The sequence below is a fragment of the Nocardioides panzhihuensis genome, assembly GCF_013408335.1.
Lineage (GTDB): Bacteria > Actinomycetota > Actinomycetes > Propionibacteriales > Nocardioidaceae > Nocardioides > Nocardioides panzhihuensis.
Map to the genome: position 1 here is coordinate 3,000,259 of NZ_JACBZR010000001.1, position 23,950 is coordinate 3,024,208.

Below are 23,950 nucleotides of genomic sequence, written 5' to 3' on the forward strand. Positions count from 1 at the left end.
GTCAAGGCGTTTCGTCGTCAAGCAGCGGCTGCAGCTGCGCCTGGATGGCAGCAGGGGTGGCCGTAGTACGCAGGACAACCACCGTCGAGGCGGACTCGAGGCCAACCGGCTGATAGCGCTCGAGAGCCACCCGCATCGCCTGGTCGAACTCACCTTCGGGGTCGGAGGTCTGGTCGCGGAGCCAGCGCCGGAGCACATAGTTGTGTGCGGTCACGAGGTCTGCGGCCAAGAGCTCGGCGCGAAGGTGGCCGTCGGGTAGGTCGGACATCCAGTCGCGGAGCCATCGCGTGAAGACTCGCTGATATTGCTGGATCCCGCCCGTCTCCCTGGCGCGAAGAGCAGGCACCGAACCGACGAGGCGATACCGCGCGCGCGCCATCTCCCCTTCGGCCACATAGTGGCGCAGCACGACCCGGGCGGCCTCGCTCAGCGCGACGGTTCGCGTGGCGGGGGTCGCTGCGGCCAGACGTCCGTCGATGCGGCCGAGCAGCAGGTCGTGCTCAGGGAAGATCACGTCGTCCTTGGATCCGAAGGCCCGGAAGAACGTCGTACGTCCCACCCCGGCGCGCCGCGCGATGTCCTCGGCCTTGGTCGCGTCGAAGCCTCGCTCTTCGAACAGCTCGTACGCCGCAGCGACCAGGCGTTCCTTGGTCGTCGCGGGTCGGGGCGTCTCGGTCATGACTCGAAGTTACTTGATGGTACGCCGTTCCGTCGATAAGGTACGGCGTACCAATATAGGGAAGGGTGCATATGAACGGGTTCAACAACATCGGCGTCGTCGGCGCAGGACTGATGGGCGCAGGCATCGCCGAGGTCGCCGCACGCGCCGGCAAGAACGTCGTCCTCATCGACGCCAACCCCGCTGCCGCCGAGGCCGGCCGCGACCGCTTGCGGACCTCCCTCGAGCGGGCGGAGGAGCGCGGGAAGATCACCGGGGTCGCCGAGATCCTGGAGCGCATCACCGTCGGCAGCGACCTCGAGGCGCTCGCCGACCGCGACCTGGTCATCGAGGCGATCATCGAGGACGAAGCCGCCAAGACGGCACTGTTCGCCCGGCTCGACTCGATCGTCACCGACCCCGAGGCCGTGCTCGCCTCCAACACCTCCTCCATCCCGATCATGAAGCTCGCCGTCGCCACGCAGCGGCCGGCGCAGGTGCTCGGGATCCACTTCTTCAACCCGGTCCCGGTCCTCTCGCTGGTGGAGCTGGTGCCCAGCCTGCTGACCGCACCGACCACCACCGATCGGGCTCGGGAGTTCGTCGAGAAGGACCTCGGCAAGCACCCCATCGACTCCCAGGACCGCGCAGGATTCGTGGTCAACGCACTGCTGATCCCGTTCGTGCTCTCCGCGATCCGAATGCTCGAGTCCGGGTTCGCCACCGCCGAGGACATCGACCAGGGCCTCGTACGCGGCGCCGCCCATCCCCAGGGGCCGCTGGCGCTCGCGGACCTCATCGGCCTCGATACGACCAAGGCCGTGGCCGAGTCGCTCTACGAGGAGTTCAAGGAGCCGCTCTACGCCCCGCCGCCGCTCCTGGCCCGCATGGTCGACGCCGGCCTGCTGGGCCGCAAGGCCGGCCGCGGCTTCTACCACTACTGAACCCCACCCAAGGACTCATCATGACCGACGACTTTCCCTATCTTCAGCTCGCAGACCACCACCACGACCTCCGCGACGCCGTACGCTCGCTCGCTGCGAACAAGATCGCCCCCTACGCCGCCGACGTAGACGCCGCCGCGAGGTTCCCCACCGAGGCCTACGACGCCCTTGTCGCCTCCGGACTCCACGCACCGCACGTGCCCGAGGCGTACGGCGGCGACGGCGCTGACGCCCTGTCCACCTGCATCGTCATCGAGGAGATCGCGCGTGCGTGCGCCTCCTCGTCACTGATCCCGGCGGTCAACAAGCTCGGCAGCCTCCCGCTGATCCTCGCCGGCTCCGAGGACATCAAGCAGCGCTACCTGGCACCGCTCGCGGCCGGAAAGTCCACGTTCTCCTACGCCCTCTCCGAGCGCGAGGCCGGCTCCGACACAGCGTCCATGAAGACCCGTGCCGTCCAGGACGGCGACCACTGGGTGCTCAGCGGCCAGAAGTCATGGATCAGCAACGCGGGCATCTCCGACTACTACACCGTCCTCGCCGTCACCGACCCCGACGGACGACGCGGCTCCAACATCAGCGCCTTCGTCGTGGAAAAGAGCGACGACGGATTCGCCATCGGCGCCCCCGAGAAGAAGCTCGGCATCAAGGGCTCCCCCACCTGCGAGCTGACCTTCGACGCCGTCTACCTCCCCGGCGACCGCATCATCGGCGAACCCGGAACCGGCCTCCAGCTCGCGCTCCGCACCCTCGACCACACCCGCATCACCATCGCGGCCCAGGCCGTCGGTATCGCCCAAGGCGCCCTCGATCACGCGACCGACTACGTCAAGGAACGCCAGCAGTTCGGCAAGCGCATCGCGGACTTCCAGGGGATCCAGTTCATGCTCGCCGACATGGCCATGAAGCTCGAGGCCGCCCGCCAGCTCGTCTACGTCGCCGCCGCCAAGTCGGAGCGAGACGCCAGCGACCTGAGCTTCTTCGGCGCAGCCGCCAAGTGCTTCGCCAGCGACGCGGCGATGGAGATCACCGTCGATGCCGTCCAGCTCCTCGGCGGCTCCGGCTACACCCAAGACTTCCCGCTCGAACGCATGATGCGTGACGCCAAGATCACCCAGATCTACGAAGGCACCAACCAGATCCAGCGCGTCGTGATGGCGCGCCAGCTACTCAGCGCATGAGCACCGCCACCGTCATCACCACTGCCGCCTTCTCGCACCCTGGGTACGTCGGCGGCCGGGCGACCGACGTACCCATCTCAGAGGTCCACGCCAAGAAGACCGGGACCATCACGACGCTCTGCGGCCAGTCGGCGCTGACCTGGTTCAAGTTCTGGGAGGTTCCTTTCGCCACTGTCCTCGGCAACCGATGCCCGCGCTGCGTCGCTGCCTTCGACGAGCTTCTCCAGGCCGAGGCGGACCGCAGGCGCCGCTCGTTCCACCCCGCCCGGAAGGGCCGCCCGGCCGGAGGTAGCTCCCGAGCCCCAGGACGTCCAACTACGTTGTCGTAACCTGTCTGCATGCGCGCCGACCAAGATCCCATCCGTGAGGCACACAGGCAGTGGGTCAGTCACGACTGGGCCGACGCCGCCGACGGGATGGCGATGGTGACGTCGGTCGCGCGCGTGCAGCAGCTGCTCATGGAGCGCATCGACACCGTGCTGCGGCCTCTGGACCTGACCTTCGCTCGCTACGAGGTCCTGCGGCTGCTGTCGTTCTCGCGCTCGGGACCAATGCCGATGACGCGCCTGGGGTCGCTCCTCCAGGTGCACCCCACCAGCGTCTGGGCGGCCAAGGCGGTCACGGCCGACAGCGTCGTCTCGGGCGACAGGTTCGCCATCGCTCGCGCCATCACGGGTGCCGAGGCCGGCCAGCTGCCCGACGACGTCCTCTCCACCCTCAAGTCGGCAGCCGCCGCGCGACGTACGCCCGTTCTCGGCATCACCGGAACCGGCGGTTCCGGCAAGTCGTCGTTGACCGACGAGCTGGTACGCCGCTTCCGGGTCGACCAGCAGGACAAGCTCCGCATCGCGGTCATCGCCGTCGACCCGACGCGACGCAAGGGCGGCGGCGCGCTGCTCGGCGACCGGATCCGAGCCAACTCCCTCGACGGAGACCGCATCTTCTTCCGCTCGCTGGCAACCCGTGGCGCCCACGAGGTGCCCGAGCACCTCAGCGATGTCATCGACGTCATCAAGGCTGCCGGGTTCGACCTGGTCATCGTGGAGACGCCCGGCATCGGCCAGGGCGACGCGGCGATCGTGCCCTACGTCGACGCCAGCCTCTACGTCATGACTCCCGAGTTCGGTGCTGCCTCGCAGCTCGAGAAGATCGACATGCTCGACTTCGCCGACACCGTCGCCATCAACAAGTTCGAGCGCCGCGGCGCGATGGACGCGATGCGGGACGTCGGGCGTCAGTTGGTGCGCAACCGTGAGGCCTTCGACCAGCAGCCGGACCAGATGCCCGTCTTCGGCACCTCGGCCGCGACCTTCAACGACGACGGCGTGACCGCGCTCTACCAGCACCTCCGCGACGACCTGGCGAGCCGTGGCCTGCCGGTCACCGAGGGAGCTCTCACCGAGGTCGACGTCCGCCACTCCTCCGGCATCCGCCAGGTCGTACCCACCGACCGGGTGCGCTACCTGGCCGAGATCACCGAGGCCGTCCGCGGCTTCCATGCCCAGACCGAGCGGCTCGCCGCCGCGGCAGGACGCGTGCAGCGGCTGGAGATCGTCCAGGGCGAGCTCGTCGCCGCAGACAGCGAGACCTCGGGCGTCGACGACCTCCTCGAGTCCGCGCACCGTGACCTGCCCCACGAGGTCACCGACCAGATCGAGGCATGGCCGGCGATCGTGGACTCCTACTCGGGTGAGGAGCAGGTCGTGAAGGTGCGCGACCGCGAGATCCATACCCGCCTGACCCGTGAGTCGCTCTCGGGCAACCAGATCCCCCGCGTCGCGCTCCCGCGCTTCACCGACCACGGTGAGCTCGTCCGCTTCTGGCGTCGCGAGAACCTTCCCGGCTACTTCCCCTACACCGCCGGGGTGTTCCCGTTCAAGCGCGACGGCGAGGACCCGGCGCGGATGTTCGCCGGCGAGGGTGACCCGGCGCGTACCAACCGGCGTTTCAAGATCCTGAGCCAGGACGGCGACGCGACCCGCCTCTCCACCGCGTTCGACTCGGTCACTCTCTATGGGCGCGACCCGGATCTGCGCCCGGATATCTACGGCAAGGTCGGCACCTCCGGCGTCTCGGTGGCGACGCTCGACGACATGAAGGTGCTCTACGACGGCTTCGACCTCGTCTCCCCCACGACCTCGGTGTCCATGACCATCAACGGACCCGCGCCGACCGTGCTGGCGTTCTTCCTCAACACCGCCATCGACCAGCAGGTCGCCAGGTTCGTCGATCAGGAGGGCCGGCAGCCGTCCAAGGCGGAACACGACGAGCTCGTCGCGTACGCCATGGCGAACGTGCGCGGGACCGTGCAGGCCGACATCCTCAAGGAGGACCAGGGCCAGAACACCTGCCTGTTCTCCACCGAGTTCTCGCTGCGGATGATGGCCGACATCCAGGAATGGTTCATCCAGCAGCAGGTCCGCAACTTCTACTCGGTCTCGATCTCCGGCTATCACATCGCCGAGGCCGGGGCGAACCCGATCAGCCAGCTCGCGTTCACGCTCGCCAACGGCTTCACCTACGTCGAGGCGTACCTGGCTCGCGGCATGGACATCGACGACTTCGCACCCAACCTGTCCTTCTTCTTCTCCAACGGCATGGACCCCGAATACTCCGTGCTCGGCCGCGTCGCACGCCGCATCTGGGCGATCACGATGAAGGAGAAGTACGGCGCGAACGAGCGCTCGCAGAAGCTGAAGTACCACGTCCAGACCTCCGGCCGGTCCCTGCACGCACAGGAGATGGACTTCAACGACATCCGCACCACGCTGCAGGCCCTGATCGCGATCTACGACAACGCCCAGTCACTGCACACCAACGCCTACGACGAGGCCGTCACGACACCCACCGAGGAGTCCGTACGCCGAGCGCTCGCGATCCAGCTCATCATCAACCGCGAGTGGGGCCTCGCCATGAACGAGAACCCACTCCAGGGCTCGTTCATCATCGACGAGCTCACCGACCTGGTGGAGAGCGCCGTGCTCACCGAGTTCGACCGCATCAACGAACGCGGCGGCGTGCTCGGCGCGATGGAGACCGGCTACCAGCGCGGCAAGATCCAGGACGAGTCGATGCTCTACGAGCACCGCAAGCACGACGGGACGCTGCCCATCATCGGCGTCAACACCTTCGTCAAGCCCGACTCCGACGCCTCCCCCGTCGAGATCGAGCTGGCACGCGCCACCGAGGCCGAGAAGGACTCCCAGCTGCGGCGCGTACACCAGTTCCAGGAGACGCACCGCGACGAGGCCGCCAAGGCCATCGCCCGCCTCAAGGACGCGGCCGTCGCCGGGGACAACGTCTTCGCGGTCCTCATGGACGCCGCCCGAGTCTGCACCCTCCAGCAGGTGACCGAGGCGTTCTTCGAGGTCGGCGGGCAGTACCGACGCAACGTCTGACCGCGCAGACCTCGTCACGCAACACGCCGCCCCTGCCTGGGCTAGATGCCCAGACAGGGGCGGCGTCTCGTGTGGGCCACGCGGGAGCGTGTGCTCAGATGCTGGGCTCGGTGTCGCCGTCCGGCGCGTACAGGCCCGAGTGGCTCTTGCGCAGGACGTTCTTCTGGATCTTCCCTGTCGAGGTCTTCGGGAGCCCGTCGGAGACCACGATCGTCTTCGGGATCTTGTACGCATCGAGGTGACCGCGGAGCTTTTCACGGAGCACCTCAGGGTCGACGAGCGCACCCGGCGCGGGCACGACCATGGCGGTGATCGCCTCGGTCCAGCGCTCGTGCGGCAGCCCGACCACCACAGCCTCGGCGATGTTCGGGTCGGCGGCGTAGAGCGCCTTCTCCACCTCGATGGAAGCGACGTTCTCGCCTCCGGTCTTGATGACGTCCTTGCGACGATCGGTGAACCAGAGGATGCCGTCGGAGTCGAAGTGGCCGACGTCGCCGGAGTGGAACCAACCGTGTGCGAAGGCCTCGTCGGTGGCCTCCTGGTTGTCGAGATAGCCGGTGAGCGCGTGCGGCCCGCGGTAGACGATCTCGCCGTCCTGGCCGGCGGGCAGCAGTGTGCCGTCCTCGTCCATGACGGCCACCTGGACATTGGTGACCGGCGTACCTACCGCACCGGCGTGGCTGAGCTGGTGCTCAGGACGGAACAGCGTCGCGGTGGGGCTCATCTCCGTCTGACCGAAGAGGAGATAGAAGTCGCAGTCGAAGGCATCCAAGCATCGCCGCAGCTGCGCCTCCGGCATGGTCGCCATGGCGTAGAGCGCTCGGCGCAGGCTGGAGAGGTCTCGGCGGTCGATGTCGGGGTGATCGAGCATCTCCCGATACATCATCGGGAGGGCGAAGATCTGCGTGATCTTCTCGGTCTCGATGAGGTCCAGGAGCCGGCCGGCGTCGAATCCCCGCTCGATGAACAGGGCTGCGCCCACCATGACGGCGGCGGTGCAATGACAGTTCAGCTGGGCGGTGTGGAACATCGGCATCAGCGCCACGAACCGGTCGGTCTCGTCGAACCGTGCCTCCAGAGCCATCGACATCGACTCCAGATAGATCGCCGTGTGGTTGCCGACGACGCCTTTGGGGAACGAGGTCGTCCCGCTGGTGTAGAGGTAGCTCAGCGGATCACGGTCCGCTACGTACGCCTCCGGCTCCGACTCCTCACCCGCTGCCACGAGGTCCCCGAACTCGACGGCCCCGACCAGGGTGTGGCCCGGCTGGCCGCCCTCGAGGCCCGTTCCCGGCACGACCACGACGTGGCTCACCGCCGGGTGCTCGGCAACCGCCTCGGCGACACTCGGGATCAGCTGCCGCTCGACGACGATGCCGCGAGCGCGGCTGTGGCCCAGGACATAGGAGATCTCGTCGCTGCGCCAGCCGAGGTTGATCGGCACACAGACGACGCCGAGCTTCGCGCAGGCGTAGTACGTCACCAGGAACTCGATGCTGTTCCCGGAGGCGAGGGCGAGGGCATCCCCGCGCGCATATCCGGCGGCGACGAGACCGTGGGCGAACCGGTTGACCAGGGCGTTGAGCTCGCGATAGTCGAGGCGCCTTTCGCCGTCGACCAGCGCCAGCCGGTCGGGGTACCGGGCGGCCGCCCGGGTCAGGCTGTCACCGACGTTGACACGCTGGATGAGGTTGCGACCGAGATCTTGTGCTGACGACGCCATCGTCGTACCTCCTGTGCGGGTGGAGACTTCAGTAGCTGCGGGGCAGACCCAATGAGTGCTGGGCCACGAAGTTGAGGATCATCTCCCGGTTGACCGGCGCGATCCGGAGCAGGCGGGCCAGGCCCCACAGCGGGATCAGGCCGTACTCGCTGGCCACGCCGTTGCCGCCGTGGCACTGGATCGCGGCATCGAGTGCGGACAGCGCGGCCTCGGCGGCCAGGTACTTGGCCATGTTGGAAGCCTCGCCGGCGGGCAGCCCCTGGTCGTGCAGCCAGGCTGCCTTCGCGGTGACGAGGGCAGCCGCCTCCACCTCGATCTTGGCCTTCGCCAGCGCGTGGGAGACGCCTTGGTGGGATCCGATGGGCACGTCCCAGACCTGGCGCTGGTTGGCGTAGTCGGCGGCCTGGGCGAGGGCGTAGCGGCCGATGCCGACGAGCAGGGCGGCGCCGGTGACCCGCTCGGGGTTCAGGCCGTGGAAGACCTGCTTGAAGCCGGCGCCCTCGGTGCCGATGAGCCGGTCCGCAGAGACGTGCACGTCGTCGAGGAAGAGGGTGTACTGCCTCTCCGGAAGTGCCACGGCGACCGGGAGTGGTTGGGCGGTCAGGCCCGGGGCGTCGGTGTCGACGACGAAGAGCGAGAGCTCGGCGTCCCCGCGATCGTCGGTGCCCGTGCGAGCCACCACCAGCACGGCGTCGGCGACATCGATCCCGGAGATGAAGTGCTTCTGGCCGCGCAGCACGTAGCCGTCGCCGTCCTTGACCGCAGCGGTCGAGATCCGGTGGGTGTTGGAGCCGGCGTCGGGCTCGGTGATGGCGAAGACCACACGTCCCGCCCCGGACGCGAGCCTGGGCAGCCACTCCTGGCGCTGCTCGGGCGTGCCGAAGGTGCTGATCACCTCGCCGCTGATCGCACTCGCCACCAGGAGGAGGAGCAGCGGGGATCCCGCGGCCGCCGTCTCCTCGCAGACGATGGCCAGCTCGACGAGTCCACCTCCGCCGCCGCCGTACTCCTCGGGGATGTTGACGCCGACGAAGCCGTGCTTGCCCAGGGCCTCCCACAGCTCGAGAGTGAACTCCCGGGCCTCGGCCTTCTGGGTGTAGTAGCCGTTGCCGAACTCGCGGCTGATCGCGCTCACCGCCTCTCGCAGTGCGCGGTGCTCCTCGGTGATGGTGAAGTCCATCAGGCCTCCTGGGTGGCGCGAGCGGCGGCCACGAGCCGCCCCTGGGTCTCGACGGGGATCGGGTACGGCGAGGAGAGGGTGAACCGGTCCGCCAGATCGCCGTAGCGCCGGTGGATCTCGGCGCCTGCCTCCTCCGGAGAGCCGACGACGGCGAGGGTCGTGAGTACGTCGTCATCGATGAGGCCGGTCATGGTGTCCCAGTCCCCGCGGACGGAGAGGGCGTGCAGCTCGGCGTGAAGATCGCCCCAGCCATGCAGGTCCAGGACGCTGCTGTAGGCAGGCGTCGAGCCGTAGAAGGCGAGCTGCTTGCGTACGGCCGCGGTGGCCTTCTCGAGCTGGGCGTCGTCGCTCCCGGTCGCCACCAGGCCCGGATAGATGACGGTGAACTCCGACCGCTTCCGGCCGGACTCCCGCAGGCCCTGCTCCACCAGCGGCACGGTCACCTCGCGCAGATAGCGCTCGGTCGTGAACCCGTGCACGATCAGACCGTCAGCGCGGGTGGCCGCCACCTTGGTCATCGCCTGCCCGACGGCTGCGAGCATGATCGGCGGAGGGCCCCAGGAGTGATGCGGCGGAGTGAACATGGGGGTCATCAGCGTGTGTCGGTAGAAGCGCCCCTCGAACTGGAGTCGCTCCCCGTCGAGCCAGCTTCCCCAGATCGCACGAAGCGCCCCGATGAACTCCGCCATCCGGGCCGCCGGCTCCGACCACGGCATGCTGAACCGGCGTTCGATGTGTGCCCGCACCTGCGATCCCAGGCCCAGGACGAACCGCCCTCTGCTGAAGGTCTGCAGGTCGTAGGCTGCTGCGGCCATCGTCATCGGGGAGCGTGCGAAGGCCACGGCGATGCCGGTGCCGACGGTCAGGCTCTCGTTGTGCTCGGCAGCGAGGAGGAGCGGGAAGAACGGGTCGCGGGCCACCTCGGTGGACCACACACCTGAGTAGCCGACCGCCTCCACGTCGCGGACCTGGTCGACCAGCTCGGCGTACGACGCACCCACGGTCCCATCGACGCTGCCGCCGATGTTGGCGTCAATCCGCATGGCCCGCCTCCACGAGCGAGGCCGGAGGACGGAAGCGCTCACCGTACGACTCGGCCAGCTCGTCGGCCCGGCGACCGAAACCGGCGATCCCTCCGTCGTACTGCTCCAGGTAGCGCAGCACGCCACCGGTCCAGGCTGGGAACCCGATGCCGAGCAATGAGCCGACGTTGGCGTCGGCCTGCTGGGTGATGACGCCGGTGGCGTACGCCTGCCACGCCTCCAGTGCCTCGGCGAAGAGCAGTCTCTCGACGAGGTCGCGAAGGGGCGGCTGGTCCTCCGCCACGGGATACACCTCCGCGAGTCCGGGCCACAGGCCGGTGCGCCGGCCGGACTCGTCGTAGTCGTAGAACCCGGCCCCGGAAGCACGGCTGGCGCGACCGTGCTCGTCGATGAGGCGGTCGAAGACGTCGTGGCTGGGGTGTGACTGCCACACCTGGCCCGCCTCGGCCGCCGCGGCCTTGGCCTCCTCACGCACGGCCCGCGGCAGGGTGAGCGTGAGCTCGTCGAGCAGCTGCAGGGCACCAGCCGGATAGCCGGCCTGGAGGGATGCCTGCTCGATGCTGGCCGGCGCGATGCCCTCCCCGACCATGGCGACAGCCTCGTTCAGGCGGGCGATGATCACCCGGCTGGTGAAGAAGCCACGACTGTCGTTGACCACGATCGGAGTCTTGCCGAGCTGCCGGACGAGGTCGAAGGCGCGGGCCAGTGTCCGCGGCGAGGTCTTCTGCCCCTTGATGATCTCGACGAGGTCCATCCGGTCCACGGGCGAGAAGAAGTGCACACCGACGAAGTCCTCGGGGCGGCTCACCGCGGCGGCCAGCGACCCGATCGGGAGAGTGGAGGTGTTCGACCCCAGGACGCAGTCGCGGCCGACGACCTTCTCGACGCGAGCGAAGACGTCGGCCTTGAGTTCGGCGTTCTCGAAGACCGCCTCGATGACGAAGTCGACGTCGGCGAGGTCGTCGACCGAGTCGCTGGGGTGGATGCGGCCCAGGAGCGCATCGGCGTCGGCCTGGGTGCGGCGCCCAGAGTCGACGGCCTTGGTCTCGAGCTTCGCCGAGTAGGCCTTGCCCTTCTCTGCCCCCTCGCGGGACACGTCGACAAGGACGACCTCGATACCCGCCTTCGCCGCGGCGTAGGCGATGCCGGCGCCCATCATTCCGGCACCGACGACGCCGAGCCGGGAGGAGGTGAACGGGGGCTCGCCCTCTGGCCGGCTCGCCCCGGCCCTGATCGCCTGCGTGTCGAAGAAGGTGAGGTTGATCCGGTTCTTGGCGATCTGCGCGGTCGCGATCTCGACGAAGTAGCGCGACTCGACCTTGGTAGCTGTCTCCAGATCGAGCCCCGACCCCTCGACCGCGGCGGCGAGGATGGCCCGCTCGGCCGGCGCCGGGGAGCCATGGGTGCGGGCGCGCAGGCCGGCCGAGAGCAACGCCAGCTGACCGGTGAGCGGGCCACTGGAGGGCGTACCTCCCGGGACGGCGAAGCCCTTGCGGTCCCATGGCTGCGCGGCATCCGGATTCTGTGCGATCCACCGCTTCGCGGCAGGCACGAGCTCCTCTGCGGTCGGGACGACTTCGTCGACGAGGCCGAGGTCAGCCGCCTGCTCGGCGGTGTAGGCCCTGCCCGAGAGAAGGATCTTGTCCAGCGCAGTGGTGACGCCGAGGTGCCGAACGGTCCGGGTGACGCCACCGAGGGCGGGAAGCAGACCGAGGCCGACCTCGGGCAGTCCGATGCGCACGTTCCGGCCGCCCACGGCGACGCGGTGGTGGGTGGCGAGGGCGAGCTCGAGGCCGCCGCCCAGAGCGGCGCCGTTGATCGCGGCGACGACCGGCCGCCCGAGTGTCTCCAATGAGCGCAGCTGGGCCTTGATCAGGTCCAGATGCGCCGTGAACCGGGTGGCGTCCTCGGGCTCGAGCCGGACGATCTCGTTGAGGTTGCCTCCGGCGAAGAACGTTCGCTTCGCCGAGGTGAGGATGACGCCGGTGATGTCGTCGCGCTCATGCTGCAGCCGCGCGACGGTGTCGACCAGCTCGGCGACGAACGCCTCGGACAGGGTGTTGGCCGAGCCGGCGGGATCGTCCATCGTGAGGGTCACGATGCCGTCCTCGTCGCGCTGCCAGCCGATGATGGTGGTCTCGTTCATTGGGGCTCCTTCAGTGCGGGCGTGGTTCGACTCGGACACGGTTCACAGGCGCTCGACGATCGTGGCGATGCCCATGCCGCCGCCGACACACAGCGTGACGAGACCGCGCCGCAACCCGCGGCGCTCGAGCTCGTCGAGGATGGTGGAGACGAGCATCGCGCCGGTTGCCCCGAGCGGGTGGCCCATCGCGATGGCGCCGCCGTTGACATTGACCTTCTCGTGCGGGATGTGCAGGTCACTCATCCACTTGAGCACCACCGAGGCGAAGGCCTCGTTGAGCTCGAAGAGGTCGATGTCGTCCAGGGTCAAGCCGGCCGTCGCCAGGACCTTCTCCGTCGCCGGGCGGGGCCCGGTCAGCATGATGGTCGGCTCTGAGCTGGTGATCGCCGTCGCGACGATCCGGCCGCGGGGCTCCAGCCCCAGGTCCTTGCCTGCCTGCTCGTTGCCGACCAGGACCAGCGCGGCGCCGTCGACGATGCCGGAGGAGTTGCCCCCGGTGTGGACGTGGTCAATCCGCTCCACCCAGTGGTACTTCTGCAGCGCGACGGCGTCGAAGCCGAGCTTGCCGGGACCTTCGAACGACGGCTTGAGAGTGCCGAGGCTCTCGACGGTGGAGCCGGGTCGGCGGTGCTCGTCATGATCGAGGACGAGCACGCCGTTCTGGTCGACGACGGGGACGAGCGATCGCTTGAAGTAGCCGTTGGTCCAGGCGCTCTCGGCGCGCTGTTGGGACTCGGCGGCGTACGCATCTACGTCCTCGCGGCTGAAGCCCTCCATGGTGGCGATCAGGTCAGCGCCGATGCCCTGGGGCACGAAGTACTCGTCGTAGGTCGTGGTCGGATCATTGAACAGCGGCCCGCCGTCGGAGAGCATGGGTACGCGGGACATCGACTCGATCCCTCCGGCCAGCACGAGCCGGTCCCAGCCGGAGGCGACCTTCGCCGCGGCGAGGTTGGTCGCCTCGAGACCCGATGCGCAGTAGCGGTTGACCTGAACGCCGGCGACGGTCTCGGAGAGCCCGGCCACCTGGGCGACGGCCTTGGGCAGGTCACCGCCCTGCTCACCGATCGGCGAGACGACGCCGAGGATCAGGTCGTCGATGTAGGAGGAGTCGAGACCGGGCAGTCGGTCCCGCAGCTCGTTGACGAGACCGACCCCGAGGTCGACAGGCTTGGTGGCGTTGAGCGCGCCACGCTTGACCTTGCCTCGTGGTGTGCGGATGGCCTCATAGATGAAAACAGTGCTCATTAGGGATCTCCTGAGTTGCCGGAACGGTGGCCGGCGCGAGGTTGGGCCCCGATGGGGCCGGGCGAGTCAGTTCGAGGGTGCGGAGGTCAGCACGGCCAGTGCTGATGCCCCGAGCAGAGCCCGCAGACGGGGCTCAGGCAGGCCGGCGGAGTGCTGCAGGGTCGACTGGATGGCGCCGATCGCGCAGTGCACGATCGCCCGCGCCGAGGTGTCGTCCAGGTCGGGTCGCAGCTCGAGGAGTAGATGAACCCACTCCTCCAGGTAGAGGCGCTGCTTGCGGCGCAGGCCGCGACGGTCGTCATCGGGCAAGTTGGCGATCTCGCGGAAGTAGACCTGGGCGACCTCGCGCTGCCCGACGACGAAGTCGATCTGGCCCTCGATCAGCTGGGTGAGTGCGTGCAAGGGGTCGGCGCCGTGGTCGGCGGCCAGCTGCTGTCCCTGCGCCAGGAGACCGTCGATGACGGACTCGAACATCGCCACGAGCACGGCGTTCTTGCTGCCGTAGTGGCGGTAGATCGCCGATGCCGTGATCCCGACCGCCGACCCGATGTCCTCCATGGAGACGGCGTGGTACCCGTTGGTCGCCATGAGGTCCGCCGCCGCGGCGAGGATGCGCTGCTTGCGGGCAGGGTCCCGGGTGCGTGGACCTCGCCGTGGTCCAGGCGCGGTCTCGGGGCTCGGCACGCCATGCAGCGTACGCCTCGGGTCGAGCGGGTCGGCGCCACGCCACTCGCTCGCTGCTACTCCGGCCATGGTGCTCCTCCTCCTGGTCGTTGTGGTTCCTCTTGCGCGGCACGGGCGGTGACGAACGCCTCGGGAATGTCGGTGAGCCTCGAGCGGACGTACTCGCCCAGACCTTTGGCCTGCGGATCTGGCCTGGTGGCGTCGGCGACCCCGTTGCCCAGCAGACCGACCACGACGAAGTTGAGCGCACGCAGGTTGGGCAGCTCGTAGCGATGCACGGGGAGGGAGTCGGCCTCGGGAAGCAGTCGACGGAACTCGTCGATGCTCAGGTGCGCCTCGAGCCAGGCGTACTCCTCGTCGGTGCGTACCCAGATGCCGACGTTGGCGTTGCCGCCCTTGTCCCCCGAGCGAGCTCCGGCGACGGCGCCGAGCGGTGCTCTGACCGCCGCCGCGGCGGGACCGGTCGGCCCCGTCTGCGCGCTCGGCCCGCTCGCGACCGAAGGCCGTGGTGAGTACGACTCCGGTGTGGACGGGGACGGCGGAGCCGCGTGCGGGATCTCGGCGACGGGACCATCGGCGAGGTGCAGGGTCTGGGTCACGGTCTCGGCCGGTAGCAGCGCGGGCCAGTAGACGCCGAACTCGGTGGCGTCGGTGGGCGGTGTCGTGGCATGGAATCCGGCATACCCGCCGAGGAAGAGCTCCATGACCGCGTTGGAGAACCTGCGTCCGACGACGTCGCGATCGTGGCTCTTGACCGTGATGCGGAGGTGTGCCTGCGCCTCCGCGTTCGTCGGTGCGTCGGGCCTGTCGGATCGGATCAGCCGCACGTCGACCTCGTCGTACTGCTCCTTGCCCCCCAGGATGTCGAAGAGCATCACCTCGGCCGCCGCTGCCTTGGCCTCGACGTCGAGCCCGGTGATGACCAAGGTCATCGTGTTGCGGTATCCGCCGACGTAGTTGAGGGCGACCTTGAGCAGTCCCGACGGGGCGGCGCCCTTCGTCCCGCTCATCAGCACTCGGTCGGGTGCTTCCTGGCTCAGGCGCACGGTGTCGAAGCGAGCCACGACGTCCGGGTTGGGGTAGTCCGGGCCGGCGATCTCGTAGAGCAGCTGCGCGGTCACGGTTCCCACCGAGACCACTCCCCCGGTATCCGGGTGCTTGGTGATGACGGCAGAGCCGTCGGCGGCGACCTCGGCGATCGGGTATCCGGGGTAGCCGGGCGAGACGATCTCCTCGGGCCATGGGTAGTTGCCGCCCGTGGCCTGCGGACCGCACTCGATCACGTGCCCCGCTGCGACGGCTCCGGCGATGGCGTCGTAGTCGTCCGGGCTCCAGCCGTGCCACCAGGCCGCCGGTCCGACGACGAGCGAGGCGTCGGTGACCCGCGGGCACACCACGATGTCTGCCCCTGCGCGGAGCGCCTCGGTGATCCCCCAGCCGCCCAGGTAGGCGTTGGCGGTCGCCGGGCGGACACCGGCGTCGGCCAACGACCGTCCGGTGTCCAGATGCTTGAGGTCGTGCCCCGCCGCCAGGAGGTCTTCGACACGCGTCGAGAGATCGTCGCCTTCGATCCAGGCGATCCTGGGGGCCAAACCGAGCCTCTCGGCAAGCTCACCGAGCCTCTCGGCAAGCCCCGCGGGGTTCAGGCCGCCGGCGTTCGTGACGATGCGTACGCCACGGTCCAATGCCCCTCCCAGGACCTCCTCCATCTGCGCCAGGAAGGTGCGGGCGTATCCGGCCGACGGATCCTTCCTCCGCGCCTTCCACAGGATGAGCATCGTGAGCTCGGCAAGGTAGTCGCCGGTCACGACGTCGAGAGGTCCCTCGGTGACCATCTCCCGCATCGCGGCCGCACGGTCGCCATAGAAGCCGGACGCGTTCCCGATGCGCACAGGGCGCCTGGGCGCGGTCATCGTGCCACCCCCTGGGTGGCGAGGTGGCCTGCCGGTCTGGGTTCGGTGGGTCGCCCGGCGAACGCCTGGGCGACCTGCATCCATGCCTGTGCAGCGGGACCACTGACCGTGAGCCCCGTGTCGAGGACGTTGCGCCGCTGGGTGACCACGAGGCAGAAGTCGAGGGCCGAGCCGACGACGACGTCGTCCGCGCCCTCAGGACCCCAGGCCCATTCGCTCCCGTCCGGCCCCGCGAGCTCGACCCTCACCGGCGCCGTCGGAACGTCGCGGCCGTGCAGCTGGAAGCTGAAGGCGTACGTGCGTACTCCGATGTCGGCGATGTGCCGCAGCCGCGGCGTCGACACCGGCGGGATGCCGAAGCTGTCCCGAACGTCCTGGCCGTGGGCCCAGGTCTCCATCAGGCGACCGGTCGCCGACGACAGCACGCCCATGTCCGGGCCGTACCAGGGCAGTCGCACCGAAGGGTCGGCGGCGTCGTAGGCCTCGAGCAGCTCGGCCCGCGATCGCCGCAGCCAGTCCAGGCACTGATCCGGCGCCAGCGAGCCGGCCCGCTCGGCCACGACGTCCGGGAATCTCGGCCCCAGTGCGAGGAGCTCCTCACGCTGAGCGAGGAAGCCCGCCCGGTCGCGCAGGGCGAGGACCGTGGCGTCGTCGAAGAACGCCAGGTGAGTGACCTGATCGCGGACGGTCCAACCTTCCGCCGGCGTGTCCCGCCCCCAGTCCTCCTCGTCGAGACCCCGGAGCGTCTCGAGCAGAGTGTCTCCCTCGGCCTTCAGGTCGGCACAGATTCCTGCCAATGCGGCTGCCTTGTCCGACATCGTCATCGTCCCTCCCACTGTGGGGCTCGCTTTTCTCGGAACGCGCGGGGCCCTTCCTGCGCGTCGCGGCTGAGGTAGACCGGCTCCCAGATGCGCTCGGCGCGCTCGTACGCCTCCGAGAGCGGCAGCTCGGCGACCAGGCGGGCGGTCTGCTTGCCGGCCTGCACCGAGAGCGGAGCGTTCTCGGCGATCCGCCGGGCGAGCGCCTGCACGAAGTCGTGCAGGTCGGCATCGGGCACCACATGGTTGACCAGACCCAGCCGCTCGGCCCTCGCCGCGTCGACGAGGTCGCCGGTCAGCAGGATCTCCATGGCAGCCCGCGGCGGGATGAGCCACGGCAGTGGCGCCGCCCACGGCGCACCGCGGCCCACCTTGACCTCGGTGATGCCGAACCTCGCCGACTCCCCCGCCACGCACAGGTCGCAGTTCTGCGCCAGCAGGAAGCCTCCGGCGAGAGCGAGACCGTTCACCGCGGCGATCGTCGGCTTCAAGACCGGTATGGTGCGGCCGAGCTGCGGGACGAAGTCGACCGGCGGCACTTGGAGGGCGGTCTCGGCCATCTCCTTCAGGTCCCCGCCGGCGCAGAACGCCGATCCCTCTCCGGTCAGTACCAGGACCTTGGCCTCCTCGTCGGAGTTGAACCGCTTCACGGCGGCGTGCAGGCCGTCCCGGACCCGCTTGTTGAGCGCGTTGCGCGCCTCGGGTCGGTCCATCCGCACCCACGCGACGCCGTCCTCGAGCTCGTAGCGGACCTGTCCGTCGACCGACTCGGAGCTGATGATCTCAGTCACCCTCGGCCTCCTTCACGACCGCGAGCAGGGTGCCCTGGTCGACGGTGTCGCCCGCGGCCACCTTGACCTCGGCCACGACGCCGCCCTGCGGGGCCCGGACGGCGTGCTCCATCTTCATCGCCTCGAGGACGACGAGGACCTCGCCGGTCTCGACGGCGGCACCTGCCTCGACCTCGACCCGGACCACGGTGCCGGGCATCGGCGCCAGCAACGACCCAGCCGCTGCCTCATCGGCGGCGTCCGGGAAGCGGGGCAGTTCGATGAAGTGGCTTGCGCCCAGGCGAGAGTCCGCGAAGCGCTCGTCACCGGCTCGCGCGACCAGCACGCGATGGCGGGTGCCATCGACGACGAGGTCGACCTGGTCGCGGGTGCACGAGTGCAGCACCACGTTCCCCAGAGGCACGCCGGCGACGGTGACGTCGGCCGATGAGCCCGTGATCCGGTACGACACCGAGAGCTCCGCGTCCTGATCACCGGCCGAGGCGGGCGCGTAGGAGGCCCACTGCGGAGCGTTCGGTACGTTGCGCCAACCCGACGGAAGGCCGGGCAGCTCCGCCACGGCCGCGCGGCGAGCCGCCTGGTCGGCCAACGCCACCGCGGCGGCGTGGATCTGGTCGCGATGCGGGTCGGCGGCCATCAGGTCGGCTGCAGAGTGCCGCTCGAGATAGCCCGTGTCGATCTGGCCTGCGAGGAACTCCTCTTCACGCAAGACGCCGACCAGCAGGTCCCGGTTGGTCACCACACCGTGGACGCGTGCCTCCGAGAGCGCCCGCGACAGCAGGCGAGCGGCCTCGGAGCGGGTGGCTCCGTACGCGATGACCTTGGCGAGCATCGGGTCGTAGTGGACGCTCACCTGGCTTCCCGAGCGGACCCCCGAGTCCACCCGGAGCCCGGGAAGCTGCGGCACCTCGAAGAGGTGCAGGTCGCCGGTGGCGGGCAGGTAGCCGGCCGCAACGTCCTCGGCATAGAGTCGCGCCTCGATCGCATGGCCGCTGAGTCGCGCCTCGGTCACGCTGCGCGGCAACGGCTCACCCTCGGCAACGGCGATCTGCAGCTTGACCAGGTCGAGCCCGGTGACGAGCTCGGTGACCGGGTGCTCCACCTGGAGTCGGGTGTTGACCTCCAGGAAGTAGAACTCACCGCTGGGGTCCATCACGAACTCGACGGTGCCTGCCCCGACATACCCGATCGCCTTCGCCGCGGCCACCGCGGCCGCACCGAGCTCCGAACGGAGCTCCTCGTCGACGACGGGAGACGGTGCCTCCTCGATGATCTTCTGGTAGCGCCGCTGGATCGAGCACTCGCGCTCGAAGAGGTGCACGACCTGCCCCTGGGAGTCGGCGAAGACCTGCACCTCGATGTGTCGCGGCCGAATGACGAGGCGTTCGAGGAAGACCGCGCCGTTCCCGAAGGCGCTGACGGCCTCTCGTCTCGCCGCGGCCACGGTCGATTCGAGCTCGTCGGCCGACTCGACGATCCGCATGCCACGGCCGCCACCGCCGTACGCCGCCTTCACCAGCAGCGGGAAGCCGATATCGCCGGCGGCCCGCTCGGCGAGATCCGCACCGAACTCCTGGTTCTCGTCGATCACGATCCCGGGGAGCACCGGGACACCGGCCTCCGCCATCAGCTGCTTGGCAGCGGTCTTCGAGCCCATCGCCCGAATCGCGGCCGGAGGTGGTCCGATGAAGGTGATGCCGGCCTCGGCACACGCCTCGGCGAAGTCGGCGTTCTCGGAGAGGAAGCCGTAGCCCGGGTGGACCGAGTCCGCGCCGACATGCCTCGCCGCCGCGATCACCAGGTCGGCCCGCAGGTACGTCTCCGCGGGTGAGGCGCCGAGAAGGGGAACCGCCTGGTCGGCGGCATGGACGAAGGTGGCGTCGGCATCGGGCTCGGAGTAGACGGCGACCGTATCGACGTCACGCTCGCGCGCGGACCTGATCACCCGGGTGGCGATCTCGCCGCGGTTCGCGACGAGCAGTTTCTTGATCCTTGGCATCGGCCTGCTCCTACATCCGGAAGACGCCGAAGCCACGACGGCCCTCGACGCGCTGTGAATGGATCGCGGACAGCGCCACACCGAGGACGCTGCGGGTGTCGCGGGGGTCGATGACCCCGTCGTCGTAGATCCGTGCGCTGGTGAAGAACGAGTGCGACTCGTTCTCGATCTGCTCCTCGATCTCGTGGCGACGCTGCTCGTCGGCGGCCTCGTCGAAGGGACGGCCACTGGACTCGGCCGCCTGCCGACCGACGATGGAGAGCACTCCGGCAAGCTGCGCCGCGCCCATCACCGCGAGCCGTGCGCCCACCCAGGCGAACATCAGGCGCGGGTCGTAGGCACGACCCGACATCCCGTAGTTCCCCGCGCCGAACGATGCTCCGATGTTGATCGTGATGTGCGGGACGGTGGAGTTGGCGACTGCGTTGATCATCTTCGCGCCGTCCTTGATGATCCCGCCCTGCTCGTACGCCGTGCCCACCATGTAGCCGGTGGTGTTCTGCAGGAACAGCAGCGGCGTGTCGCTCTGGTTGGCGAGCAGGATGAACTCGGTCGCCTTCTTGGCCTCGTCGCTGAACAGGACGCCACGGTGGTTGGCCAGCACGCCGATCGGGAACCCGTGCACCGAGGCCCAGCCAGTCACCAGACTGGTCCCGTAGCGAGGTTTGTACTCGCTGAAGCGCGAGCCGTCCACGATCCGGGCGAGGATGTCACGCGGGTCGACGGGGACCCGGAAGTCGGCCGGCATGATGCCGAGCAGCTCCTCGGCATCGTACTTCGGTGGGTCGGCCGGGAGGCTCGGACCTGGCCCGAGCTTGCGCCAGCCGAGGTCAGCCACGATCTGTCGGCCGATGCGGATCGCATCGGGCTCGTCGACGGCGAACTGGTCGGAGACACCCGAGACCTCGGAGTGCATCCGGGCGCCGCCGAGGGACTCGTCGTCAGCGTCCTCGCCGGTCGCCATCTTGACCAGCGGCGGCCCGCCGAGGAAGACCTTGGCCTGGCCGTCGACGAAGACCGCGTAGTCGCACATCCCCGGCACGTAGGCGCCGCCTGCGGTCGAGTTGCCGAAGACCAGCGCGATGGTGGCGATGCCCTCGGCAGAGAGTTGGGTGAGCTTCTGGAAGATCTTGCCTGCGTCGACGAAGAGGTCGGACTGGGTGGGCAGGTCCGCACCGCCCGACTCGACGAGATAGACCACGGGAAGTCGGTTGATCCTGGCGATGTCGAGCGCACGCAGGTTCTTCTTGAGCGTGAACGGATTCATCGCGCCACCGCGGACCGTCGGGTCGTGGGCGATGATCACGCACTCGACGCCGGACACGACACCGATGCCGGTCAGGATGCTGGCCCCGACGGTGAACGCACTGCCCCATGCCGCCAGCGACGACAGCTCGAGGAAATGGGTGTCGCGGTCCAGGAGCAGCTCGAGACGTTCGCGGACCAGCAGACGTCCACGCTTGTGGTGCCGCTCGGCATAGCGCTCTCCCCCGCCTTGTCGGACGAGGTCGAGCTGCTCGTCCAGCTCCGCGATGGCTGCCAGATGTGCGCGACGGTTCTCGTCGAACGTGGGGTCGCCGGTGGTTGCTGTGGACGTCATCATCCGACCTGCCTGTCGCGTCCCGACCAGAAGGGCGCTCGGAGGGTCTTCTTGTCCAGCTTTCCGGCCGGGTTGACAGGAAGGCTGTCGAGGAAGTCGATGGTCTTCGGCGCGGACACGCTGCCGAGCTCCTTCTTGACGACTGACATCAGCTCCTCGGGGGCAGCCTCGGCTCCCTGCCTGAGCACGACGAAGGCGTGGACCGCCTCACCCCACTTCGGGTGCGGTACGCCGATCACGGCCGTCTGCGCGACCGCGGGGTGGGTGAGCAACGCGTCCTCGACCTGCCGCGGGAACACGTTGAACCCGCCGCTGATGACCATGTCCTTCTTACGGTCGACGATGTAGAGGTAGCCGTCGTCGTCGAGGTAGCCGAGGTCGCCGGTGTGAACCCACCCGTCCCGTAGGGCCTCGGCGTTGCGGGACGCGTCGACGTACCCGAGCATCTGGCCGAGCTGCTTGGAGCAGATCTCGCCGACCTCGCCGGCCGGAAGCGGAGTGTCGTTCACGTCCTGGATGCTGACCCCGACGTACGGGATCGGCCGGCCGGCCGACGCCAGCCTCCGGACCGCCTCGTCGCTGTCGACGCGATGGTCTTCCTTCCGCAGCACCGAGATGTAGCCCGGCTCGGTGCCGGCATAGGTCTGGACGAAGATCGGGCCGAAGGCGTCCAGTGCCTCCTTGAGCCGGTCGGGAGCGATCGGGGCGCCGGCGTACACCGCGGTGCGAAGGCTCGACAGATCGGCCTCGGCCCGGCGCGGGTGGTCGAGCAACAGGTAGACGATCGTCGGAACCAGGGCCGTCGCGGTCACCTGATACTTCTCGATCGAGCTGAGCAGCACCTCCACGTCGAGACCGGGGAGCATCACGTTGGTGCCCCCACGGATGAACGTCGGCATCACGAAGACCTGGGTGAAGTGCGTCAGCGGGGCGCCGTGCGCGAAGATCTCACCCGGCCGGGTGTCTCCGATCTCTAGGCCGGCGGTGATGCTGTAGTGCGCCCAGGTGAAGTGCGAGTTCACGACGCCCTTCGGGTCGCCCGTGCTGCCCGAGGTGAACAGGACGTACGCCTCGTCGTGCTCCTGCACGACGACGTCCGGAGGTGTCGCCGGCTGCGCCGCGGTCATCTCGCCGAGATCGACCGACCCCGCGGGCCCGCCCTCTGCTGCGCTGGGAGCCACCCTGATCAGCTTCTTGAGCCCCGGCAGGCTGCCGGCGAGCTCTTCGGCGACCGAGTCGAAGTCGGAGTGATAGATCAGCGTCATAGCGTTGGTCTGCTCGAGGTTCGTTCGGTGCACGCTCGCCGCGGCACGCGTCGGCATCTGCACCAGCACCGCGCCGGCTTTCCAGACGCCGTGCTGCACAGGAATGAACTCCAGCGTGTTGGGCAGGAGCAGCCCGACCCGCTCGCCGCTCGCGACGCCCATCGAGCCGAGCCCGTTGGCGATGCGGTTCGCGAGCTCGTGCATCTCACGGTAGGTGAGTGACCGGTCGCCGTCCAGGATCGCGGTGCGCTCCGGGTAGCTCGCGCACACCCGGTCGAAGACTTCGGGAAGTGTTCCCCACATGATGTTTGACCTCCAGCTTCCGGTTCTGACTCAGTCGTTCTCGACTTGGGTGAATGCCGCCGCGAGCAGGCGCGACCGCGCCTCGCGCAGTTCGCGGTCAAGCAGCGCGACCAGCTCGGCCACGGGCAGCACGCGATCGGTCCCCGAGACGGAGTGGCCCGCCGCCCACACCCCGCGTTGGGACAGGAGCCGGTCCACCGAGAAGCCCGCCTCGCTGTCGTGCCCGCCGCCCATGGCCGGATCCACACCTCGTAGCCACTCCGAGAGCACGTTGGCGGCGAGCCCGGTGACCTGCGTGGTCGTGGCGACGTCGTCCAGCGACGCTGCGACGACTCCGGCCCTGTACGCCGCGGGCGCGAGGCTCTCCGTGGTCGCGATGAAGCGAGTCCCGAGATAGGCCAGGTCGGCGCCGAGCACGCGCGCAGCCAGAATCCCGGCTCCGTCGCTCACCCCACCGGCGAGCACCACCATCCCGTCGAACTCGTCCCGTGCAGCCCGGGTGAACGCGAACGCGTTGGCCCATCCCGTCTGCCCTCCGGCACCGGCGGTGAGCAGGACGACGCCGTCCACACCGGCATCGATCGCACGGCGCGCGTGGTGGATGCTCGCGACGTCAGCGAGAACCGTCACCCCGGCGTCATGGAGCGGGCCGACGATCGATCTGGGGGATCCGACGCTGGTGATCACGACCTCGACGCCGCCGCTCAGCACCGCACGCAGGTCGGAGTCGAGCCGGCTGTTCGTCGGGTGCACGACCAGGTTGACGGCGACCGGCGCGGCCTGGGTGCCCGTGCCCACGTGTGCGCGTCGCTCGTTGATCTCCGCGAGCCACCGCTCCAGCTCCGACGAGCTCGCCGCGTTGTGGCTCGGAAACGCGCCCACGACTCCGGCGCAGCACGCCTCGGCCACCAAGTCGGGCCCGGACACGTCGGTCATCGGGGCGGCGATGGCTGGGATACGTAGGCGGTCGGTCCACTCGGTCAACGCCACTGTCGTTCCTCTCAGCCTGTTGGCCACACTCTCCGAGGCCGCGGCTGCGGCTTGTCATCGAACCTA

The 23,950-nt window shown here is 69.0% G+C and carries 18 protein-coding genes; 4 read left to right on the forward strand and 14 right to left on the reverse strand.

The genetic code is table 11. From position 1 onward, the window contains the following. Window position 1: 1 nt before the first annotated feature. Window positions 2–679, reverse strand: coding sequence for a TetR family transcriptional regulator (locus tag BJ988_RS14255; RefSeq protein ID WP_008357805.1), 678 nt, complete (start codon window positions 677–679; stop codon window positions 2–4). Window positions 680–750: 71 nt separating this feature from the next. Between BJ988_RS14255 and BJ988_RS14260 the strand changes: the two genes are divergently transcribed. Genes BJ988_RS14260 through icmF form a run of 4 tightly spaced genes read left to right on the forward strand, consistent with a single transcriptional unit; the run spans window position 751 to window position 6,181 of the window. Then, complete coding sequence (locus BJ988_RS14260) at window positions 751–1,602, forward strand: 3-hydroxybutyryl-CoA dehydrogenase (RefSeq protein WP_040755023.1); 852 nt, start codon at window positions 751–753, stop codon at window positions 1,600–1,602. A gap of 20 nt (window positions 1,603–1,622) precedes the next feature. Further along, window positions 1,623–2,783: an acyl-CoA dehydrogenase family protein gene (locus tag BJ988_RS14265; RefSeq protein ID WP_008357808.1), complete on the forward strand. Its 1,161-nt coding sequence runs from the start codon at window positions 1,623–1,625 to the stop codon at window positions 2,781–2,783. Next, the gene (locus tag BJ988_RS14270) at window positions 2,780–3,112 is read left to right on the forward strand and encodes a hypothetical protein (protein ID WP_008357811.1); all 333 of its coding nucleotides are present in this window, start codon (window positions 2,780–2,782) and stop codon (window positions 3,110–3,112) included. The genes BJ988_RS14265 and BJ988_RS14270 overlap by 4 nt, the downstream gene beginning before the upstream one ends. A gap of 9 nt (window positions 3,113–3,121) precedes the next feature. Then, window positions 3,122–6,181, forward strand: coding sequence for a fused isobutyryl-CoA mutase/GTPase IcmF (gene icmF / locus BJ988_RS14275; RefSeq protein ID WP_008357814.1), 3,060 nt, complete (start codon window positions 3,122–3,124; stop codon window positions 6,179–6,181). A 94-nt stretch (window positions 6,182–6,275) separates the two neighbouring features. Here icmF and BJ988_RS14280 read toward each other — a convergent pair whose 3' ends face one another. From BJ988_RS14280 to BJ988_RS14340, 13 genes are all read right to left on the reverse strand, one after another. Beyond that, window positions 6,276–7,904: an AMP-binding protein gene (locus BJ988_RS14280; protein WP_008357816.1), complete on the reverse strand. Its 1,629-nt coding sequence runs from the start codon at window positions 7,902–7,904 to the stop codon at window positions 6,276–6,278. 28 nt (window positions 7,905–7,932) lie between these two features. Continuing rightward, a complete protein-coding gene (locus BJ988_RS14285) occupies window positions 7,933–9,084 on the reverse strand; it encodes an acyl-CoA dehydrogenase family protein (protein WP_008357818.1) in 1,152 nt (383 codons plus the stop codon). Further along, window positions 9,084–10,127: an LLM class F420-dependent oxidoreductase gene (locus BJ988_RS14290; RefSeq protein WP_008357821.1), complete on the reverse strand. Its 1,044-nt coding sequence runs from the start codon at window positions 10,125–10,127 to the stop codon at window positions 9,084–9,086. The genes BJ988_RS14285 and BJ988_RS14290 overlap by 1 nt, the downstream gene beginning before the upstream one ends. Continuing rightward, window positions 10,117–12,273, reverse strand: coding sequence for a 3-hydroxyacyl-CoA dehydrogenase NAD-binding domain-containing protein (locus tag BJ988_RS14295; protein WP_008357822.1), 2,157 nt, complete (start codon window positions 12,271–12,273; stop codon window positions 10,117–10,119). The genes BJ988_RS14290 and BJ988_RS14295 overlap by 11 nt, the downstream gene beginning before the upstream one ends. A 42-nt stretch (window positions 12,274–12,315) precedes the next feature. Further along, window positions 12,316–13,521: an acetyl-CoA C-acetyltransferase gene (locus BJ988_RS14300; protein ID WP_008357824.1), complete on the reverse strand. Its 1,206-nt coding sequence runs from the start codon at window positions 13,519–13,521 to the stop codon at window positions 12,316–12,318. 66 nt (window positions 13,522–13,587) lie between these two features. Beyond that, the gene (locus BJ988_RS14305; protein WP_008357826.1) at window positions 13,588–14,274 is read right to left on the reverse strand and encodes a TetR/AcrR family transcriptional regulator; all 687 of its coding nucleotides are present in this window, start codon (window positions 14,272–14,274) and stop codon (window positions 13,588–13,590) included. Continuing rightward, entirely contained in the window at window positions 14,262–16,118 is a 1,857-nt protein-coding gene (locus tag BJ988_RS14310) for an acyclic terpene utilization AtuA family protein (RefSeq protein WP_040755024.1), read from the reverse strand. Before BJ988_RS14310 ends, BJ988_RS14305 begins: the two co-directional genes overlap by 13 nt. After that, entirely contained in the window at window positions 16,115–16,942 is an 828-nt protein-coding gene (locus BJ988_RS14315; RefSeq protein ID WP_218860867.1) for a TIGR03084 family metal-binding protein, read from the reverse strand. The genes BJ988_RS14310 and BJ988_RS14315 overlap by 4 nt, the downstream gene beginning before the upstream one ends. After that, window positions 16,939–17,727: an enoyl-CoA hydratase/isomerase family protein gene (locus BJ988_RS14320; RefSeq protein WP_008357833.1), complete on the reverse strand. Its 789-nt coding sequence runs from the start codon at window positions 17,725–17,727 to the stop codon at window positions 16,939–16,941. The genes BJ988_RS14315 and BJ988_RS14320 overlap by 4 nt, the downstream gene beginning before the upstream one ends. After that, a complete protein-coding gene (locus BJ988_RS14325; RefSeq protein WP_179658591.1) occupies window positions 17,720–19,726 on the reverse strand; it encodes an acetyl/propionyl/methylcrotonyl-CoA carboxylase subunit alpha in 2,007 nt (668 codons plus the stop codon). The genes BJ988_RS14320 and BJ988_RS14325 overlap by 8 nt, the downstream gene beginning before the upstream one ends. Window positions 19,727–19,736: 10 nt before the next feature. Continuing rightward, complete coding sequence (locus tag BJ988_RS14330) at window positions 19,737–21,329, reverse strand: acyl-CoA carboxylase subunit beta (RefSeq protein ID WP_008357837.1); 1,593 nt, start codon at window positions 21,327–21,329, stop codon at window positions 19,737–19,739. Further along, window positions 21,326–22,894, reverse strand: coding sequence for an AMP-binding protein (locus tag BJ988_RS14335; protein WP_008357839.1), 1,569 nt, complete (start codon window positions 22,892–22,894; stop codon window positions 21,326–21,328). The genes BJ988_RS14330 and BJ988_RS14335 overlap by 4 nt, the downstream gene beginning before the upstream one ends. 30 nt (window positions 22,895–22,924) lie before the next feature. Further along, a complete protein-coding gene (locus BJ988_RS14340) occupies window positions 22,925–23,884 on the reverse strand; it encodes an NAD(P)H-dependent flavin oxidoreductase (protein ID WP_008357841.1) in 960 nt (319 codons plus the stop codon). Window positions 23,885–23,950: the final 66 nt, after the last annotated feature.

Coding starts and splice junctions, on each gene's coding strand:
- BJ988_RS14270 (WP_008357811.1), top strand. CDS start 2,780: ATGAGCACCGCCACCGTCATCACCACTGCCGCCTTCTCGCACCCTGGG.
- icmF (WP_008357814.1), top strand. CDS start 3,122: ATGCGCGCCGACCAAGATCCCATCCGTGAGGCACACAGGCAGTGGGTC.
- BJ988_RS14300 (WP_008357824.1), bottom strand. CDS start 13,521: ATGAGCACTGTTTTCATCTATGAGGCCATCCGCACACCACGAGGCAAG.
- BJ988_RS14285 (WP_008357818.1), bottom strand. CDS start 9,084: ATGGACTTCACCATCACCGAGGAGCACCGCGCACTGCGAGAGGCGGTG.
- BJ988_RS14315 (WP_218860867.1), bottom strand. CDS start 16,942: ATGACGATGTCGGACAAGGCAGCCGCATTGGCAGGAATCTGTGCCGAC.
- BJ988_RS14310 (WP_040755024.1), bottom strand. CDS start 16,118: ATGACCGCGCCCAGGCGCCCTGTGCGCATCGGGAACGCGTCCGGCTTC.
- BJ988_RS14255 (WP_008357805.1), bottom strand. CDS start 679: ATGACCGAGACGCCCCGACCCGCGACGACCAAGGAACGCCTGGTCGCT.
- BJ988_RS14280 (WP_008357816.1), bottom strand. CDS start 7,904: ATGGCGTCGTCAGCACAAGATCTCGGTCGCAACCTCATCCAGCGTGTC.
- BJ988_RS14325 (WP_179658591.1), bottom strand. CDS start 19,726: ATGCCAAGGATCAAGAAACTGCTCGTCGCGAACCGCGGCGAGATCGCC.
- BJ988_RS14290 (WP_008357821.1), bottom strand. CDS start 10,127: ATGCGGATTGACGCCAACATCGGCGGCAGCGTCGATGGGACCGTGGGT.
- BJ988_RS14260 (WP_040755023.1), top strand. CDS start 751: ATGAACGGGTTCAACAACATCGGCGTCGTCGGCGCAGGACTGATGGGC.
- BJ988_RS14305 (WP_008357826.1), bottom strand. CDS start 14,274: ATGGCCGGAGTAGCAGCGAGCGAGTGGCGTGGCGCCGACCCGCTCGAC.
- BJ988_RS14265 (WP_008357808.1), top strand. CDS start 1,623: ATGACCGACGACTTTCCCTATCTTCAGCTCGCAGACCACCACCACGAC.
- BJ988_RS14330 (WP_008357837.1), bottom strand. CDS start 21,329: ATGATGACGTCCACAGCAACCACCGGCGACCCCACGTTCGACGAGAAC.
- BJ988_RS14295 (WP_008357822.1), bottom strand. CDS start 12,273: ATGAACGAGACCACCATCATCGGCTGGCAGCGCGACGAGGACGGCATC.
- BJ988_RS14335 (WP_008357839.1), bottom strand. CDS start 22,894: ATGTGGGGAACACTTCCCGAAGTCTTCGACCGGGTGTGCGCGAGCTAC.